The following is a 19,905-nucleotide window of genomic DNA, read 5'->3' on the forward strand; positions in this document are numbered from 1 at the left end:
AGCTAAAACCGCCTGAGATTTAACCAGCAAACACTACCAAGTCTTACTCATCACTATCATCATCTTGCTGATTCTTCAGGCGGCGCGCTTTCACGCTTTCTGCCAGCAGATCCAATAGCGGCAATGTCTCTTCCCAGCCTAAACACGCATCGGTAATCGACTGACCATAGGCCAATTCGCAACCTGGGGCATGGTCCTGACGCCCAGCTTTCAGATGCGACTCAATCATCAAGCCCATAATGCGATCATCACCCGCATGCAACTGCTCTGCTACGTTTGCAGCCACTTGCGCCTGTAACTGATACTGGCGCTGGCTATTAGCGTGAGAGCAATCAATCATCACCTTGGCGTTAAGGCCAGATTGTGCCAACTCAACAGCGGCCGCTTCTACACTTGCCGCATCGTAGTTAGGGGTTTTACCACCGCGTAAAATCACATGGCAATCTTCATTGCCAGTGGTGGAAATAATGGCTGAGCGACCTTCTTTGGTTACCGACAAAAAGTGGTGCGGGCTAGCCGCTGCTTTAATCGCATCAACTGCAATACGGATATTACCATCGGTACCATTTTTGAAACCAACCGGACAAGACAAGCCTGAAGCCAACTCGCGATGAATTTGGGATTCTGTCGTGCGCGCACCAATCGCGCCCCAGCTCACCAAGTCTGCCGTATATTGCGGCGTGATGGTATCTAAGAACTCGGTGGCGGCTGGCAAGCCTAGTGCGTTCACTTCCAGCAAGAAGCGCCGTGCCAACTCCAAACCCGCATTGATATTGAAGCTTCCATCCAGATGCGGGTCATTAATCAGGCCTTTCCAGCCGACAGTGGTGCGTGGTTTTTCAAAGTAAACCCGCATCACGATTAACAGCTCGTTACTGTACTTGTGGTATTGCTCTAGCAAACGCTTTGCATACTCGATACCTGCCGCATAATCATGAATAGAACACGGCCCAATCACCACCAGCAGGCGGTCATTTGCACTATGCAGGATACGGTGTATATCCGCACGGGTTTTGACGATCATATCCGTGGTGGCTGCGCTAGGCTCAAGTTTATCCAACAGCACAGACGGCAACGTCAGCTCTTTGATTTCGATGATGCGCACATCATCAGTAATAATTTTTTGGACTGGGCTCATTTAGATAACTCATTGGTTGCAACAACGAAAAGACATTGCAACAACAAAACACACAAACAACAAAGCCCGTATAGCGCGGGCTTGTAAACAGTAATAACGATGGCACAAATGACGATGGCACAAATGACGATGGCTTTTGCAGTACGCTCAAGCAAAATCAAATAAGCTGATTTTTCACACTTTTCTGCTTTTTTGCCTTTAAAACCAATCGCCTTGTACGATTTTAACACTTTACAGCATACTTGATACAATTTAGTGGCATTTACGCCACTACAATGAGATAAACTCAGTTAGACAAGCCAGCCGAGACTAGCCATCAACGCAACAGGCTAGACAACATCAGAGCAAGCCTTCAAACACATCTACGGGAACAGGCTGGCTAAACAAATACCCCTGATAATACATGCAGCCACTATCCAACAGTATGCCCTGCTGCACTTGCGTTTCTACCCCTTCTGCAATCACGTTCAGGTTTAAAGTATGCGCCATGGCGATAATCGTCCGCACGATCGCCTGATCACTGCTCTTACTTGCGATGTCCTGCACAAATGAGCGGTCTATCTTCAGCTGGTAAAGCGGTAACAAGCGGAGATACTGCAGAGAAGAATAGCCTGTACCAAAGTCATCCAATGAGAACCTTACGCCAACATCCTTCAACGCATTCATGATTTGAATTGCGTCTTCAATATGATCCAGCAATGCAGTCTCTGTTAACTCCAGCTTCAGGAGCGCGGGATTGATCGCATGACGCGCAACCACCATGGTCACTTGCTCTACAAAATCCGCCTGACGGAATTGCTTAGCACTGACATTCACAGAAAGCGTTAAATCACGCGTAAGCTCCCCCGACTCCCAACGTTTTAATTGTGCACAGGCTGAATCCAGCACCCATGCACTTATCGACAGAATCATGCCGGAGTCTTCCGCAATGGGTATAAACTCATTTGGCGCAATTAATCCGCGCTCCGGATGCACCCAGCGAATCAGCGCTTCCGCCCCCACGGCGCGGTCACCAAGGCCAACCTGCATTTGATAAAACAGCTGAAACTCGTTTTTATCAAGGGCTTTACGTAACTCATGCTCCATATCCACACGCGCCTGTATCCCCTCTTGCATTTTGGGGTCAAAAAAGCTCAGTGCATTACGCCCCAATTTCTTCGCTTGATACATGGCAATATCAGCCTGCTTTAACAGCTCGTCTGATTTCAGGTTGTTTTTACCAAATAATGCAATGCCGATACTAGACGTAATATGATACTCATAACCTTTAAACTGAAAAGGTTGAATAAACCTAGTCAGGATTTTTTCCCCTACGACTTCTGCCTGAGTTGCCGCCTCAACTTGCTGCTCGCTCAAGCCCTCCAGAATCACCACAAACTCATCACCGCCCAAGCGGGCAACCGTATCGCCTTCTCTCACGCAGGCAATCAGGCGCTCAGCAACTTGCTGCAACAACAAATCACCCACATCATGGCCCAAGGTATCGTTCAAGGTCTTAAAGTGGTCTAAATCCAGGAACAGTAAAGCACCGCCACGTCCGGTACGCGTAGCAGAGGCCAGTGCATGCGTTAACCGATCTAACAATAAGCGCCTATTGGGTAGATTGGTCAATGGGTCATAAAGCGCTAAGTAATTACTTTTATCTTCCGCCGCCTTGCGCTGTGTAATATCGGTGCGGATGGAAATGTAACTCTGTGGCTTGCCATCATCGCCGAGAAAGGGCGCTATCGTGGTGTCCACCCAATATAAACGACCATCTTTAGCACGATTGCATATTTCATCATGCCAAACCTGACCGTTAGCTACGATACGATACATTTCTTTAAAGTATCCCTTGGGATGATAACCAGAGTTTAGAATGGCATGATCTTGCCCGATCAACTCTTCGATCGAATAACCGCTAATTTCACTGAATTTATCATTAGCATATGTAATGCGCCCCTTCACATCCGTGACGGCAACAATGGCATGCTTATCTAGTGCATACTTCTGGTACTTCAATTCCTCCAGCGATTGCTTTGCAAGGGCCTCGCTCAGCAGCAACGCATCCTGCGCCCGCCGCAAATCGGTGACATCATAGAACCAGCCTAATATAGCGGCTGCCCCTTCATAATGTACTGGGCGGTAGGAGGCCATCACCCATACCGGACCTTTACCATCCACAATCAGCTGAATCAATTTATCATTGATAGCGTGCCCACTATTCACCTGCGCCAACAACGCCTCGTACTCATCGGCATGCGCATAATAAAATTTAGGGTTACGCCCCATCACCGTTTCTGCCGGGCAATTAATCAGCTCGGTATAACGTTTATTCGCGAACAAGACCTTATCGCCGGATGACGTGGCAATGCGTACAGCGATTGGGCTGGTCTCCAACATCTGAATCACTCGCTCTTTACTTTCACGGTCAGCATCTGCTGCCAGCCGCTTGTCTGTCACATCATGAATAACACAAACCAACTCGGCGGACTCGCCTTGCTCTCCATACACCACATGGCGACTATCAGACACCCAGCGCACCGTACCATCAGCCAATACAATGCGATACTCCAGCGCCACGCGGGACTGCTCAAAAACAGCCCCCATCACCAATTGGGCCTGCGCACGATCATCGGGATGAATAAGGTTAATCCACGTTGCTATATCATCGATCAGCGCTTGCTGCGATAAACCGCAAAGCTTTTCTATCGCGGCATTCACGTGATTCACCCTAAAGTCTGGCGCGCTCGCAGTCCAAATCACTTCTTCAACTGAGTTAAGAATATTGGTGAGATAACTTTCGGTTTTTCGGATGAGTGCCTCACTATTTTGACGCTCAGTGACATCCTGCACCGTTCCACGAGAGTAAGTGGGATTACCTGCCGCATCATAATCAGACGCACCACGCTCATGCACCCACTTCACAGAGCCGTCAGCCAGCAGTAAGCGGTGAGTAATCTCGTAAGGGGTACGGCTCGCAACCGACGCCTTGAATGCACAATCTACCGCTTCACGGTCGCAAGGGTGTACTGCATTTAAAAACGCTTCATAATTTGCATGGAACTGGTGTTTATCAATTTCAAATAGATGAAAAATCTCTTCACTCCAAATCAATTCCCCTGTCAGCCAATCTAGTGACCAACTGCCAACCTGTGCAATACGTTGCGCCTCCACCAAAAGCGCTTTACTTCTAAGCAGACTTTGCTCCGCATGCGTACGCTCCACATCATGCGCATGCAATAGACTTTGCATTTTTGCCAGCTCGGCCAGCACGCTATTATCTTGTTCAGGCTTGACGATAATGGGTATGGAAAAATCACCGGCACCGATTCTGAAGATATGCCGATACACCTCATCCGCACCCGCACCCAGGGTTGAATGCAGCGTGCGATAGGCTCGCCATATATAGAATATCGACCAGAACGCAACCAATATAAAAAGTACCCGGAACAGTGTTGCCACCCGCTTGGCGTGCGCTACCGCAGTTAATGTACGGAGATCCATCATCAAAAAGGTTTCGTTAATTGGCCCCATGATTTTGGACTTGGCTTGATGATAACGACTATCCAGCAGCATCTGCGCGGCTTTTAAACGATTCGCATCGACATCCGGCGTTTTCAATTCAGCCAACCGCATAGCTTCAAATTCCAAGGTGGTTAAATCATCTGAATATTGCTTGGCAGAAGCGAGCTTATCCAGCTCGCCTTGTGTAAACCCGGCATCACGCATCATCTCTAGTAGCGCAATACCTGTGCCACGTGTGGATGGCGGTGGCAACTTACCCACTAGCACCATATCCCAGTAAGAATGAAAATACCCTTCGGGAAGCGGGATTTTACCGTTACGAATATCTATAATATTCTGGAAATAAAGCTTGTATCGGGCATCACCAGTCAATACATAAGAGCGCACCATCCGCGTCAAATCATCTGAGGTCTGCCTGAGCTGGCTGGCTAACTGATGAGAAACATAGCGAGACTCACTGGCTGCATCCAGCTGCTTCTCGGTATAAACATAATAGCTAAACACAGAAGCTAAAACTGCCAGTATTAATATGGCAAACCCAGTCTTCTGGCGGAAAAAGTACGCAAGTGTATTCATGTTGAGCATCGCCGCATCACCTTAAACCGCTAAATGCGATGACCAACTAAACACAGGTCAACTTTGATTTGGCCGCGAATGATTTGGCCGCGAATATAGTACAGATTTTGAATATGCAGATTAACTACATCGTGAAGTACACCACACATAAACCTTAGCCCCTTTAAGGAATGCTTGTTTCATTATGGATTAATCCAATAACAAAACCCTTGGAGGCGGCTTCTAGACCCCACTCACATTACATACCAACTGTAGATTAGTTTTGAACACCATTTTCAATGGTTTAGGCAATTTAACAAACTTAATTCGCTTAATCAATCAAAGATTACTTACTATTTGATTTAAAACAAAGACTTCACTCATTAACGCTTGCTTGAGATAGCATCGATTAGCGAGTTTTCAACTGATTACACCTAGCTTTCCAGCAAGATTAGATAGCGAACCAAGCACAGCTCTGTGCTCAGCTGATGATGGTGAAATTTTTGCCACATTGTAAGCAAGCACCGATTTACACTTAAACGGACTCTTTGAGATGCGCCCTGATAAATGCAAGCTCCTGCACAGAAGCTTCTTGAGATTTAGCGATGAGCGCATGGTAGTTTTCCAACACTTTAATGCCAAACTCAGTGAGCTTAGCTCCACCACCGTGACTACCGCCAACACTGCTCGCTACCAGTGGCTGATCAAAGCACTTATTCACTTCATCCACCAACTGCCAAGCGCGGCGGTAAGACATTTTCATTTGCTTAGCTGCGGCTGAAATCGAGCCGCATTCATTGATTAAGGCTAAGAGCTCAGCTTTCCCAGGGCCCATCGCAGTTGCAGGCCCATTAGATATTCTAATTTTGATCTGATTATTTAGCATATTGCTAATTATAGTGCCTAAAAATTTAAAAGCATCTAGCCATTCAGTAAATATGGGGGGCAGCCATCATTAATACTGCAAAAATATTATGCTAATGCCATCGCTATATCCATTGAAACATAGCGAGCTTTGTGATTAAATTGCGTCTTCTTTAAAAATTACAGCAATTCACCCAGATGAAAAATCTCTCCAAAACCGCAAACCACAGCCCATTTCGCACCAAGTCATATACAACTGCGTTTTGTGCACCTATTTTATTAGCGGCAAGTATGCAGTACGCATCCGCAGCCGAGAGCAGTAATGGCTCATATTATGTCGAGCGTAAAAGCTATGGCACTTCATTAGAAACTGAACCGCCAAAATACGTAAAACAGCTTAATAAAACATGGTTAAAAGAGGTAAGCGGCCTTGAGGATGCGAACTGGCTGGATATCGGCTTAGACCACAGAATTCGATACGAGCACCGCGACAATGACTTTAGACGCGCCAAAGACGTGATAGACGACCCAATTTTGCTCAGAACACGTGCCTATGTTGGCATTAAAGATATTTTAGACCCGTTACGTTTTGCCGTAGAGCTTGGCGATGCCAGACGCAATCACAGTCAATTCAGCCGCGAGTACGACACACGCGATGTTAACCAAAGTGAAGTAGTACAGGCTTATCTGGAACTGTTTTTTAAAGAAACGCCATTAGGTAAAGATGACTTAGGCAACAATCGCCCGATTAGCATTAAGGTTGGCCGCCAAGCGCTGGAGCAAGGGGATAAAAGACTAGTCGCGCGTAACGGCTATCGCAACACCACCAACAACTTCGAGGGTGTGCGCGCAATCATCGGGCAACAAAGCAATGACTGGCAATTAGAAACATTTGCATTTAAGCCTGTGCAACGATTTACCGTTCAGGCAGACGAAGACAATGATGCGCAACATTTTTATGGCGCGCTGGGCAATTGGAGAAGATGGTCTGATGTGATTAACCTACAACCTTATTACTACTTGCTAAAGCAAGACGGTGACAAAGTTAAATATGACCTTAATGGCCGAGATGAAACAAGCGCCACACGCAGAATCGACCGCACCATCCATACCGCCGGCTTACGTGCATACGGTGTATTAGGTAAAACTGGCTGGGATTACGACACCAATTACGTTAAGCAATGGGGTGAGCAAGACACCAGCCTAACCAATAAAACTAAAATTGATCATGACGCTTACGCCTACAACGCAGAGGTAGGCTATACGTTTGACCAATCCTGGAAACCCAGATTAAGTGGTTTCTATGGTGTGGCAACTGGCGACAAAAACGCAACAGACAAGAAAAACCAGCGCTTTGAGCGCCTGTTTGGCTTTGCACGCCCATGGTCTAACAGCGACACCATGGAAATGTCGAACATACGCGCAACCAAGCTAAGAGTGGAGTTCGACCCTAAAGTAAGCTTTATCAAAAACCTGAAAATTGATGCTGGCTACAACTGGTATCGCCTAGAAAGTGACACCGATAGCTGGGGCCCTGCAACGCTACGCGACACTAAGGGCCTGAGTGGTAGCGACATTGGTGAGGAGTTCGACATTACAGCGCGCTTCCCAATTAATAGTCAAATCTACACCTCGATTGGTTATGCCCACTTTATGGCAGGTAACTTCACGAAAAATGCCACGCAAATCGCAAGCAACAAAAATGACCCAACACGCCGAGATGATTCCGACTACCTTTACGTGCAATTTGAAATCAGCGCGTTCTAAATTATTCACATAAGATTTTGGAGTTTATGATGCAATTCAATCTATACCTAAAACTAGCAATCGTCAGCATTTGCTTAGCATTCGCCCCTAGCCTGCATGCGGCGGATAACAAAGATGCTGTTGTAGTGTTCGCAGCAGCCAGCCTAACCAATGCCATCAATGAAATTTCAGCGAATTATGAACAAGAGAAAGGCGCACAAATTAAAATATCCTTTGCAGCGTCATCTGCACTTGCAAAGCAAATCGAGAATGGCGCACCTGCAGATATTTTTATTTCTGCAGACACAAAATGGATGAATTATCTAAAAGACAAGCATGCGCTAAAAGATAGTACTGTATCTAACTTATTGACCAATCATCTTGTGCTGATTGCACCTTTAGCCAAGCGCTTTGATGTTAGTATGAATAAGTCTTTCGATTTTTTTGGCGCATTTAATGGCAAGCTTTGTACGGGAGAAATGGCATCAGTACCCGTCGGCATTTACGCGAAGCAAGCGCTAACTTCACTGGCTTGGCTGGATGCTGGCCAGTCTAAGATAGTGGGCACGCAAGATGTACGCGCTGCGCTAACCTTGGTAGAAAGAGCGGAGTGCGCGGTGGGCATTGTGTATGAAACCGATGCAAAAATATCAAACAAGGTTGAAGTGATTGCCACCTTTCCAGATAATACGCATGAGCCAATTTTATACCCACTATCGCTCACTAAAGACGCAAGCACAAAGTCGGCAGACTTTTATGAATATTTAAAATCAGATAAGGCGAAAGTAATTTTTACTAAGTACGGTTTTACGTTCTTAGGAAAAAATAACAAATAATCACATGTTGGAGTTTTTCAGTTTTACGCCCGCCGAAATCACCATATTACTGCTGTCACTAAAAGTAGCAGTATGTTGCGTGATATTAATCATCTCTCCTGCGATTGCGGTGGCATGGCTGCTGGCTAGAAAATCCTTCCTAGGCAAGTCACTGTTAGATAGCTTGATTCACCTCCCGCTGGTACTGCCGCCGGTGGTACCGGGTTACCTGCTATTACTATTGTTCGGCAATAGTGGTCTGATTGGCAAGTTTCTCAATGAACACTTTGGATTTAGCATCGCATTCACTTGGATGGGTGCTGTTGTAGCGTCGGCAGTGATGGCATTTCCCCTCATGGTACGCTCTATCAGACTTGCGATTTCCCATGTGGACCGCCGCTTAGAACTGGCAGCCCAATCACTCGGCGCTCGCCCCATCAGCGTATTTTTTACGGTCACCCTACCTTTATCCATGCCCGGCATTATTACCGGCTTAATTTTGGCGTTTAGCCGTAGCATGGGCGAGTTCGGAGCCACCATCACATTTGTGGGCAATATCGAAAGCGAGACGCGCACATTGCCGCTTGCCATCTACTCCCTCACACAAACGCCAGATGGCGATTTAGCTGCACTACGCTTAGTGATTATTAGCATGACACTGGCATTAGGGGCGCTCATGATCAGCGATAGGCTGGAACGTAAAGCGAGCCAGCAGATTGGACACGGCCATGATTGAAGTTAACGCCAAACTTAAACGCCAGGATTTTGAGCTAGATGTATCGCTGGCGCTAGATCAGCACGTGACAGCGATTTTTGGGCCCTCAGGCTCTGGCAAGAGCACTTTGCTCAACGTGATCGCCGGCATTAGCAAACCGGATCGGGGTAGAGTGGTGGTGAACGGAGAAACGGTATTTGACCATGAAAAAAGGATTAATAAACCGATTCACCAACGTAGAATAGGCTTGGTATTTCAAGATGCACGCTTATTTCCGCACTTAAACGTAGAGCATAATTTGCGCTACCCACTAAAGTTTATTCCTGCGCATGAACAGCAGTTTCATTTAAGAGATATCGTCAATTTACTGGAAATTGAGCCATTACTAAAACGCACTACGCACCAACTATCTGGCGGTGAAAAACAGCGCGTGGCGCTTGGCCGCACGCTTCTGAGCTCACCTAGATTGCTCATGCTAGATGAGCCGCTAGCTTCTTTGGATGAATCATTAAAAAGTCAGATTCTGCCGTTTTTAAAGAAAGTGGCCGACGAAATTAACATCCCCATGATTTATATCAGCCACTCCAAGGATGAGATTATGCAAATCACCAATAACGTGGTTTACATCAATGCAGGTAAAATAGTAGATTAATCTATTGCAATTGCCATCCAGACGGCGACTTGTCATCACCAATTAAAAAAGCCCTGTAAAAACAGGGCCTTTTCTAAAATTAATCAACAAATATTAGAATTGTGTCGATCAGAACGGAATATCATCCTCAAAGTCATCAAAACCCGATCCACTGGTGGCAGGTTTTGCTGCTGGCGCTTGTCTTGCCTGACCTTGGCTAGGAGCTTGGTTGTAATCATTGTCAGCACTTTGGTCCATGCCACCATCATAACTAGCGTTTGAACCACCACCATCACGACCACCCAGCATTTGCATTTGGTCTGCAATAATTTCAGTGGTGTAGCGGTCTTGGCCCTCTTTAGTTTGCCATTTACGTGTTTGCAAACGACCCTCTACATATACCGGACGACCTTTTTTCAAGTATTCGCCCGCAATTTCCGCCAGTTTGCGATACATCACAATATTGTGCCACTCAGTACGCTCTTGCTTGGCACCTGATTTATCTTTCCAGCTATCGGTTGTTGCAATACTGAAGTTACATACGGCCTCACCATTTGGCATATAGCGCACTTCTGGGTCGCGGCCAAGATTACCAACCAATATCACTTTATTTACTGATGCCATGTTTATCCTCTCAACAATTGATACACTTGGGCGTCATCCCAATCATACGATTTATCTATCTTCAATATCACAGTGCGTTCCTGCGGCAACACTGCAGCTTCTATTACGCCAGCCAGCTTAGTGAGGCTACTTCGCACACTCGCCGCCACCTCTGCCGTCATTTGGTCAGCAGACGCTTCCATGGTGTACATTTTGGTTCTGACCGCTAACGGCGCCTGCATTGAAAGCGCTAATAATAGCCATAAAAGCATCATCATGCCACAAAATATAAACACGCTTGCAAAGCCGTAAACATGTGAAAGATAGCCACCTAATGCCCCCCCAACAAAAATCCCTAAAGACTGCGCGGTATTGTAAACACCCATGGCAGTACCCTTAGCTGCAGCCGGGGCGATTTTGCTGATTAACGATGGCAACGAAGCCTCTAGCACGTTGAAAGCAACAAAATAAACGGTGAGTGAGGCCACGATTCCCCAGAAGTAATGTATCGATATAGAAAACATCAATTGCGCCACTAACATCATGGCAATCGCAATGACAAACACACGCTTCATCTGGGATTGCTTTTCCGCATAGATAATCGCTGGCACCATGAGTACAAAAGATGCCAATACGATAGGCAAATAGACCTGCCAATGCTGGTTCTCATGCATACCACTGGCACTCACAATAGCAAAGGGGACAACAACAAACATCGCCATTTGGGCGGCATGCAAGGCAAAAATGCCATAATTCAAACGTAATAGCTGCTTATTGTTAAGTACATCCTTTAACTTAGCAGGCGTAGCGCTAGCATCAGAATGGTAATGGCTGTGCACTGGGTCTGGCACCACAAAGCGCACCACGGCAATGGCAGCCAAGGTCAACACACCTGTCAGGGCAAAAATACCCGTCACGCCTATCCATTGATTCAAAATTGGGCCGCCAACCAATGACACTGAAAACGCAACGCCTATCGTCACGCCTATGGTGGCCATGGCTTTGGTGCGGTGTTCATCGCGCGTCAAATCAGCAACCAACGCCGTCACTACGGCAGAAACAGCTCCCGCGCCTTGTAAAGCGCGGCCAATAATAATGCCTTCAATACTGCCGGCTAGTGCAGCTACTAAACTGCCGATGGCAAAAATAGCTAAGCCCAGATAAATCATCGGCTTACGGCCATATTTATCGGATGCCATGCCAAATGGCAATTGCAGCAAGGCTTGGGTTAACCCATAAGCGCCTAGCGCTAACCCCACCATAAAACTGCTAGGCTTGCCAGGCAAAGTGGATGCGTAAATTGCAAAAATCGGTAAAATCAAAAACATACCAAACATGCGCAAGCCGTAGATAGAGGCTAAACTCAAAGTCGCACGGGTTTCTGCCGGGGTCATTTTTTCTGATGAGAGATGTTGCGTTGATGACATGAAAAATAATTAAGCTAATTGCGTAAAAGTAGGTATATTAGCAGGTTGCCTTAATGTTAACCTGAATGTTTCATAAAATTGCATACGGTCAATTGCCCATTTTATAGCATGCAGCGTTTGCTGGCGTGGCTCATGGGTCAAAACACCACCTCTTTCACAAACTTTACCTACATCATAAAATACTGCGTGAACACGCGGCTATTTTATCAGACGCACAGGTGAGTAAAAGTACAATGGATTTAGCTATATGGATTTAATTCGCATTCGCGGTGCGCGCACGCATAACTTAAAGAATATTTCGCTGGATATTCCACGTAATCAGCTGGTTGTGATTACTGGCTTATCTGGTTCCGGTAAATCTTCACTTGCTTTTGACACCCTGTACGCAGAAGGTCAGCGGCGCTATGTAGAATCACTTTCAGCCTACGCGCGCCAGTTTCTGGCACGGATGGATAAGCCAGATGTTGACCTAATAGAAGGCTTATCGCCAGCGATTTCGATTGAGCAAAAATCCACCTCGCACAACCCGCGCTCAACCGTGGGTACCGTGACAGAAATCCATGATTACCTACGATTGTTATATGCACGTGCTGGCGACCCAGAGTGTCCTGAACACGGCATCAAACTTGAGGCACAAACAGTCAGCCAAATGGTTGATAGTGTATTGGCATTACCAGAAGATACAAAACTCATGATATTGGCGCCTGTGGTTTCTAACCGCAAAGGTGAACAAATTGATCTATTTGAAGAACTGAAAGCGCAAGGATTTGTAAGGCTGCGTATTGATGGCAAGATATATGAAGTGGATGCGTTACCGCAGCTAGCCAAAACCACCAAACATAACGTTGATGTCGTGATTGACCGGATTAAGGTCAAGCCAGACATGAAACAGCGTATTGCAGAATCATTTGAAACTGCGTTACGCTTGGCTGATGGTAAAGCGATTGCCGTGGAAATGGATACCGACAAAGAGCTGCTATTCTCTGCTAAATTCTCATGCCCAGTGTGTGACTACTCACTTGCAGAATTAGAGCCGCGCCTATTCTCTTTCAACAACCCAATGGGCGCCTGCCCAACTTGCGATGGTTTAGGCAACATCAACTTCTTTGACCCGAAACGCGTGGTTGCCTTCCCGCACTTATCATTGGCTTCAGGCGCAATTAAAGGCTGGGATAAGCGTAACCAGTTTTATTTCCAGATGCTAGCCAGCTTGGCAGCACATTACCAATTCGATTTAGATACGACGTTTGAACAGTTGCCAGAGCCTATTCAAAAAATACTGCTCAACGGCAGCGGCAAAGAGGAAATCCCGTTTAAATACCTGAATGAGCGCGGTGTGTTCTATCAAAAAATCCACACCTTTGAAGGCATTTTAAATAACCTTCAACGCCGTTATCATGAGACCGACTCACAAACCGTACGCGAGGAGCTGGCAAAATACCTCAACTCGCAAAGCTGCCCGGACTGTGCAGGCACACGCTTACGCAAAGAAGCGCGCCACGTAAAAGTGGGCAACAAAAACATTCATGAAGTGTGCCAAGTGCCATTAAAGTTAGCACTTACTTTCTTTGACTCACTCGAATTAACTGGCGCCAAGCTCGCAATTGCAGATAAGATTGTTAAAGAGATTAGCAACCGCTTAAAATTCCTCACTAACGTTGGGCTAGAGTATCTATCACTGTCTCGCTCAGCCGAAACCCTGTCAGGCGGCGAAGCGCAACGCATTAGACTAGCATCACAAATTGGCAGCGGCCTAACCGGCGTGATGTATGTGCTGGATGAGCCATCAATTGGCCTGCACCAGCGCGATAACGACCGCCTGTTGGACACACTCAAACGCTTACGCGACATTGGCAACAGCGTTATTGTGGTTGAGCATGATCAAGATGCGATTATGGCCGCAGACTATGTGGTCGACATTGGCCCTGGCGCAGGCGAGCATGGCGGACGTATTGTGGCCGAGGGCACTCCCGCGGAAATTAAAGAAAACATCAACTCTGTTACCGGTGAATATTTAAGCGGCAAACGCCAAATCACCTATAACAAAAAACGTACCGCACCAGACCCAGAGCGCTGGCTCACCATGAGCAATGCTACCGGCAACAACCTGAAGGATGTAACCTTAAAGCTGCCCGTTGGCTTACTCAGTTGCATCACCGGCGTGTCTGGCAGTGGCAAGTCCACCCTGATTAACGATACGCTATATCGAATCGTTGCACAGCATCTGTACGGCAGCAGTACCGAGCCTGCGCCTTATGGCGAAATCGACGGCTTAGCATTTTTCGATAAAGTGGTTGACGTAGACCAAAGCCCGATTGGCCGTACCCCGCGCTCCAACCCTGCCACCTACACCGGCCTGTTTACGCCTATTCGCGATTTGTTCGCTGGCGTACCAGAAAGTCGCGCACGCGGTTACGGACCAGGCCGTTACTCATTTAATGTGAAGGGCGGTCGCTGCGAAGCATGCCAAGGCGACGGCGTGCTACGCGTAGAAATGCACTTCTTGCCCGATGTTTACGTGCCATGTGATGTTTGTAAAGGCCAACGTTACAATCGCGAAACGCTAGAAATTCAGTTCAAAGGCAAAAACATCCATGAGATTCTAGGGATGACCGTAGAGCAGGCGCACGCCTTTTTTAGTGCTCAGCCGGTGATTGCTAGAAAACTGCAAACCTTACTTGACGTAGGCTTAGGTTACATTACGCTAGGGCAAAGTGCGACTACGCTATCGGGCGGGGAAGCGCAACGCGTGAAACTGGCACTGGAACTAAGTAAACGCGATACAGGCCGCACGCTTTACATCCTAGATGAACCGACCACCGGCCTACACTTTGCCGATATTCAATTATTACTAGATGTGATTCACCGCCTACGCGACGCGGGCAATACCATTGTGATTATTGAGCATAATCTGGATGTGATTAAAACTGCAGACTGGATTGTAGACATGGGCCCAGAAGGCGGCGATGGCGGCGGCATGGTGATTGCAGAAGGCACCCCTGAGCAGGTTGCAACAAGCGAGATCAGCTACACCGCCAAATACCTAAAACTGATGCTTTAGCAAACAAACTACAAACGCTGATTAAAATACAGATTGCGTATTTTAATCAGCGTTTCAAAAGCAATAAATAATTAGTTGGCGCTATCAAACCAGTTGCAGCAATGCCGCAACCTCAAGACTACATCATCGCATTAGCTTCTTGCAGCAACCCTCGGTAGTGCTCAATCAACAACGCCCAAGCATCCACCCTAAACTGCAAATGCTGAATCACTTCTGGGTTTAAAGACGCAACGATGGCATTCGCCTCATCTCCCCGTACCAGCCCTTGTGCAATCTGCACCGCGATATAAACCACAGGCGCAACTCCGCATGCACCTTTATCCAGTGGCGTCGCATAGTAATGCAATGCGCGTGAAATTTCGGATGGAAAGCCCCAGCGCAGCGCAAGCTCTTCGCCAATCTGACAATGATCTAAACCGATTACGTCACGCTCTGCCAAGCGCCGCTTTTCCGCGCAAGCACCCTCACACAGGGCATCTACCTGCAGCGACACCTCGGGCGACACCAAATGCAGCAACAAATCACCAATATTGTGTAATAGGCCAGCGACATATGCCACTTCAGCATCTCGGCCCAACTGCTTGGCAATGTCACGACTGATGCTAGCGGCAAGCAAACTGTGGCTCCAAAATCTTTTTAAATCCAAGCTAGGCACATGAGCAATCGCCCCAGTAACTCCACTAGCAATGACCAAAGAACGAAGCTTAGCCAAGCCCAAAATAGCAACCGCATCGTCGATATTTTTAACAGCTCGCGTCACCCCATAAAATGATGAATTGGCCATTTTCAGCACCTTAGCGGCAATCACTGCGTCTTGCTCAATAATGCTCGCCAGCTGATTAATATCAACATTATCATTGCTGAGCATCTGCATCACCTCTTGCACCACTTTAGGCAGGCTAGGTAAGCGAACAATCGAATTAAAAAAATCTTCTACTGACTGCATGCACCTCTCCGTTTAACGTGAGTGATCAATCCTGCCTCGGACACATCTCAAAACTTTAGTCATCCGCACGCCATACTTAGCTTAAGGCACTGGCACCATGTGCATTCTTGCCTGTATCGTGCCTGTGCGCCTATTCAAATAACGAGTGTACTGATGCTTATCGTAAAAACGTGGATTAGGGATCATTGCCGCCAGCCTCGCCGCCTGCCCTTTGCTTAATCCTGCTGCACTCGTTTTGTAGTAATGCCGCGCAGCAGCCTCGGCGCCAAACACCCCATTACCCCACTCGATCACATTTAGATAAATCTCTAAAATGCGCCGTTTAGACATGACGTTTTCCAACATGATCGTAATGATGGCCTCTTGCCCTTTGCGCCAAGGCGTTCTTTTGGTGGATAAAAACAGATTTTTTGCCAGCTGTTGGCTAATGGTCGAGCCGCCAGCCACAATCTTGCCTTTTTTCAGGTTTTTTTCATAAGCCTTCTGTATACCATCCCAATCAAAACCCTCATGATCAAGAAATTTTGCATCTTCTGAGGCAATCACCGCACGTTTTAAATGATTAGATATTTTTTCATAATCCACCCATTTATATTTCAGCTCGGCATCCGGACGATTTTCCTGAATAATTTCCAAGCGGTCTTCCATGAAGGCGCTAGAAGAAGGGTTAAATTTAACCCACCAGCAAATATGCAAAAATATCCAAACCTGATACAACAGCACAAAAGCAATAAAAAGCACAGCCGCACGCTCTAAATAAGCACCTACACTCAGCGGCGCTGCATTAGGTTTACTATTCATCAACCAAGTAATCATCTTGCCAGTGCCCTTATTTTATCCATCACCGGCTTAGTGTCAGGATGCACGCCGCGCCATAAATAAAATGCCTCGGCAGCCTGCTCTACCAACATACCCAGCCCGTCAGCCACTTGCGCACCATTGCGGCGTGCCTGAGCCATAAATGGCGTTTCACGACCATACATCATGTCGTAAGCCAAGCAACCTTCAGCAAAAATTGTATCGGAAATAGGCAGAGCGGTATCGGTCAAACCAGCGGATGTACTATTGATGATTAAGTCAAACTGCAAACCATCTAACTCCTCAAATCGCTTAGGTAAACTCAAGATGGCACTGTTGCTTGCTTGAACAATCTCAGCAAGACGATTGGCCGCCTCTTCCGCCTTAGCAAAGGTGCGATTAGCAATCACAATAGAGTCCGGGGCCGCTTCGACCAGCGGCTGAAGAATCCCATAAGCCGCACCGCCACTACCTAGCACCAGCACCCTTTTATGACGGATATCAAACTTAATATTATTAGTGATATCGTTCACTAGCCCCACACCATCTGTGTTGTCTGCAATAACCCCTGCATCCATATTAAATATCAGAGTATTTGATGCACCGGCCCTCGCCGCAAAAGAATTCACCTTGCCATGTGCAGAAGCAAACTTCAAAGCCTCAAACTTAAATGGCACCGTGACATTCAGTCCCTTATAACCATTTTCCCTAAGCGTTTCTACCGTATTCTCAAACCCATCTAATGGCGCCAGAATAGCCTCATAACTCATACTCTGTCCAGTTTGCTGGGCAAAAGCAGCATGAATCAATGGCGATTTACTATGTGCGATTGGATTACCGATCACCGCATATTTATCCACCATCATTAATTTGTCCAAGGTAAGCCCGCGTGCTTCCAACCGTTTATCAACGTGCGCTGCTTATATTCATTGGCATCACCTTCAAAGCCCTCCAGCACGTTATATACATGCATATAGCCTAAAGACTCAGCAACCACGGCTGCATTGTGTGAACGTCCCCCCGTTCTGCATAAAAACATAATGACCGTATTTTTATCCGCGCCTTTTTGGTTAAGCTGTGCCTGCAATTGCGCGGCAAAGTCTGGATTAGCCACCATTCCTGGGTAAAAAGCCCACTCTACGTGTAGCGCAGATGGCACACGTCCGACCAACTCTAGTTCCGCCTTGGTGCGTACATCCACCAGCTGTGCACTTGCATCCGCACGCAAAATTGCATCCGCCTCTTGTGGCGTCAGCGCACCAGTGTATGGCAAACGCTTTTCAATCGCACGCTGCTCTGCAAGCGCCAAAATTTCCTGTATATCACTCATGATGCATCTATCCTTAAATTACATGTCCAAAAACAACCTGTTAACACCTTTTTCTTAACACCATTACTGCCGTTCGAATTATAATAAACCATCTTTAAGATTATGCTTAAACCTGTTGAGACTAACCACGTCGCCAACACTCATTTGCACTTATTTTGTGCGTAAAATCACAAAATGCATCATACTGGTGCATCAATGCGAAGCTGTCTTAATTTATCCTCTAAAATTCAAGCGTTTACCGCTTTCCAGATTGGCACGTTTCCTGCTAATCTTATGAGTTGAATTTTTACTTGTTTTATTTTAACCCACACCACACCAATAGGAGATTCTAATGTCAGTGGAAAATGTAATGAAATTGGTAATCGATAACGACATTAAATTTGTTGATTTTCGTTTTACCGATACACGCGGCAAAGAGCAACACGTAACAGTGCCAGTGTCACACTTTAATGAAGACAAATTTACAGAAGGTCACGCTTTTGACGGTTCTTCTATCGCTGGCTGGAAAGGCATTCAAGCATCTGACATGCAATTGATGCCAGATCCAAGTACTGCATTTATCGACCCGTTCTTCGACGAGCCAACATTAGTATTAACTTGTGACGTGGTAGACCCTACTGATGGTAAAGGTTATGACCGTGACCCACGTAGCTTGGCAAAACGTGCTGAAGCATACTTAAAATCAAGCGGCTTAGGCGACACAGCTTACTTTGGTCCAGAACCAGAGTTCTTCATTTTTGACAGCATCCAATGGGATGTTTCAATGAACGGCAGCTCAGTACGCATCAACTCTGAAGAAGGCGCATGGTCATCAAACGAGAAATTTGAAGGCGGCAACACAGGTCACCGCCCAGGCGTTAAAGGCGGCTACTTCCCAGTGCCACCAGTCGACTCACTACACGACATCCGTTCAGCAATGTGTACAACATTAGAACAACTAGGCGTGCCAGTTGAAGTACACCACCACGAAGTTGCAACTGCTGGCCAATGTGAAATTGGTACAAAATTCAGCACATTGACACAACGTGCTGACTGGACTCAAATCCAAAAATACGTGATTTTGAACACAGCACACGCTTATGGCAAAACTGCTACATTCATGCCAAAACCATTCGCTGGCGATAACGGCTCTGGTATGCACGTTCACCAATCAGTTTGGAAAGATGGCAAAAACCTGTTTGCAGGTAACGGCTACGCTGGCTTGAGCGAATTCGCACTTTACTACATCGGCGGTATCATCAAACACGCTCGTGCATTAAACGCGATTACAAACCCAGGTACTAACTCATACAAACGTTTAGTACCACACTTCGAAGCACCAGTTAAATTAGCTTACTCAGCTAAAAACCGTTCAGCTTCTATCCGTATTCCTTTTGTGCATTCTGACAAAGGTCGCCGTGTTGAAGCGCGCTTCCCAGATCCAATCGCTAACCCATACTTGGCATTCTCTGCATTGCTAATGGCTGGTTTAGATGGCGTGCAAAACAAGATTCACCCAGGTGAAGCTGCAACTAAAGACTTGTACCATCTTCCACCAGAAGAAGATGCTAAGATCCCAACAGTATGCGCATCACTAGAGCAAGCACTAGAAGCACTTGATGCTGACCGTGAGTTTTTAACTAAGGGTGGCGTATTTACTAACGACTGGATCGATGCATACATCGCATTGAAAATGGAAGAAGTAAACAAAGTACGCATGACACCACACCCAGCTGAGTTTGGCTTGTACTACTCTTGCTAATGTGTTGCTAGCTTAAGCATCTGTTAGT

The 19,905-nt window shown here is 46.6% G+C and carries 15 protein-coding genes; 6 read left to right on the forward strand and 9 right to left on the reverse strand.

Features of this window, described 5'->3' with window-relative positions; all coding sequences use genetic code 11:
• Positions 1-43: 43 nt before the first annotated feature.
• The 3 genes from C3Y98_RS11595 to C3Y98_RS11605 form a co-directional block, all read right to left on the reverse strand.
• Entirely contained in the window at positions 44-1,138 is a 1,095-nt protein-coding gene (locus C3Y98_RS11595) for a 3-deoxy-7-phosphoheptulonate synthase (RefSeq protein ID WP_135278753.1), read from the reverse strand.
• A 339-nt stretch (positions 1,139-1,477) separates the two neighbouring features.
• Positions 1,478-5,230 (reverse strand): EAL domain-containing protein, encoded by a 3,753-nt coding sequence (locus C3Y98_RS11600; RefSeq protein WP_135278754.1) that lies wholly within the window; start codon positions 5,228-5,230, stop codon positions 1,478-1,480.
• Between the two features lie 505 nt (positions 5,231-5,735).
• Positions 5,736-6,086 (reverse strand): winged helix-turn-helix domain-containing protein, encoded by a 351-nt coding sequence (locus C3Y98_RS11605; protein WP_135278755.1) that lies wholly within the window; start codon positions 6,084-6,086, stop codon positions 5,736-5,738.
• Positions 6,087-6,262: 176 nt separating this feature from the next.
• On the opposite strand from C3Y98_RS11605, the gene C3Y98_RS11610 reads away from it, so the two are divergent.
• Genes C3Y98_RS11610 through modC form a run of 4 tightly spaced genes read left to right on the forward strand, consistent with a single transcriptional unit; the run spans position 6,263 to position 9,992 of the window.
• On the forward strand, positions 6,263-7,831 hold the full coding sequence (locus tag C3Y98_RS11610; protein WP_245234374.1) for an alginate export family protein: 1,569 nt from the start codon (positions 6,263-6,265) through the stop codon (positions 7,829-7,831).
• Between the two features lie 26 nt (positions 7,832-7,857).
• Positions 7,858-8,646 carry a molybdate ABC transporter substrate-binding protein gene (modA, locus tag C3Y98_RS11615; RefSeq protein ID WP_245234375.1) on the forward strand — a complete coding sequence of 263 codons (789 nt, stop codon included), beginning with the start codon at positions 7,858-7,860 and terminating at the stop codon, positions 8,644-8,646.
• Positions 8,647-8,650: 4 nt separating this feature from the next.
• Positions 8,651-9,361 (forward strand): molybdate ABC transporter permease subunit, encoded by a 711-nt coding sequence (gene modB / locus C3Y98_RS11620; RefSeq protein WP_135278756.1) that lies wholly within the window; start codon positions 8,651-8,653, stop codon positions 9,359-9,361.
• A complete protein-coding gene (gene modC, locus C3Y98_RS11625; protein WP_135278757.1) occupies positions 9,354-9,992 on the forward strand; it encodes a molybdenum ABC transporter ATP-binding protein in 639 nt (212 codons plus the stop codon). The genes modB and modC overlap by 8 nt, the downstream gene beginning before the upstream one ends.
• Positions 9,993-10,100: 108 nt before the next feature.
• Here the strand turns inward: modC and C3Y98_RS11630 are convergent, their stop codons facing one another.
• Both C3Y98_RS11630 and C3Y98_RS11635 read right to left on the reverse strand, forming a co-directional pair.
• On the reverse strand, positions 10,101-10,595 hold the full coding sequence (locus C3Y98_RS11630) for a single-stranded DNA-binding protein (protein WP_135278758.1): 495 nt from the start codon (positions 10,593-10,595) through the stop codon (positions 10,101-10,103).
• Between the two features lie 2 nt (positions 10,596-10,597).
• Positions 10,598-12,001 carry an MFS transporter gene (locus C3Y98_RS11635; RefSeq protein WP_135278759.1) on the reverse strand — a complete coding sequence of 468 codons (1,404 nt, stop codon included), beginning with the start codon at positions 11,999-12,001 and terminating at the stop codon, positions 10,598-10,600.
• A gap of 247 nt (positions 12,002-12,248) precedes the next feature.
• Here C3Y98_RS11635 and uvrA point away from each other — a divergent pair, with 247 nt between their 5' ends.
• Complete coding sequence (gene uvrA / locus C3Y98_RS11640) at positions 12,249-15,062, forward strand: excinuclease ABC subunit UvrA (RefSeq protein WP_135278760.1); 2,814 nt, start codon at positions 12,249-12,251, stop codon at positions 15,060-15,062.
• A gap of 118 nt (positions 15,063-15,180) precedes the next feature.
• Here the strand turns inward: uvrA and C3Y98_RS11645 are convergent, their stop codons facing one another.
• From C3Y98_RS11645 to C3Y98_RS11660, 4 genes are all read right to left on the reverse strand, one after another.
• A complete protein-coding gene (locus C3Y98_RS11645) occupies positions 15,181-16,008 on the reverse strand; it encodes an HDOD domain-containing protein (RefSeq protein WP_135278761.1) in 828 nt (275 codons plus the stop codon).
• Between the two features lie 81 nt (positions 16,009-16,089).
• The gene (gene mtgA, locus C3Y98_RS11650; RefSeq protein WP_135278762.1) at positions 16,090-16,824 is read right to left on the reverse strand and encodes a monofunctional biosynthetic peptidoglycan transglycosylase; all 735 of its coding nucleotides are present in this window, start codon (positions 16,822-16,824) and stop codon (positions 16,090-16,092) included.
• A complete protein-coding gene (gene aroE, locus C3Y98_RS11655; protein ID WP_135278829.1) occupies positions 16,821-17,669 on the reverse strand; it encodes a shikimate dehydrogenase in 849 nt (282 codons plus the stop codon). The genes mtgA and aroE overlap by 4 nt, the downstream gene beginning before the upstream one ends.
• A gap of 2 nt (positions 17,670-17,671) precedes the next feature.
• Positions 17,672-18,136, reverse strand: coding sequence for a rhodanese-like domain-containing protein (locus tag C3Y98_RS11660; protein ID WP_135278763.1), 465 nt, complete (start codon positions 18,134-18,136; stop codon positions 17,672-17,674).
• Positions 18,137-18,467: 331 nt separating this feature from the next.
• Here C3Y98_RS11660 and glnA point away from each other — a divergent pair, with 331 nt between their 5' ends.
• The gene (glnA, locus tag C3Y98_RS11665) at positions 18,468-19,877 is read left to right on the forward strand and encodes a type I glutamate--ammonia ligase (RefSeq protein WP_019896993.1); all 1,410 of its coding nucleotides are present in this window, start codon (positions 18,468-18,470) and stop codon (positions 19,875-19,877) included.
• Positions 19,878-19,905: the final 28 nt, after the last annotated feature.

Origin of the sequence: Methylotenera oryzisoli, from assembly GCF_004661485.1 — a bacterium.
GTDB classification, from domain to species: Bacteria; Pseudomonadota; Gammaproteobacteria; order Burkholderiales; family Methylophilaceae; genus Methylotenera; species Methylotenera oryzisoli.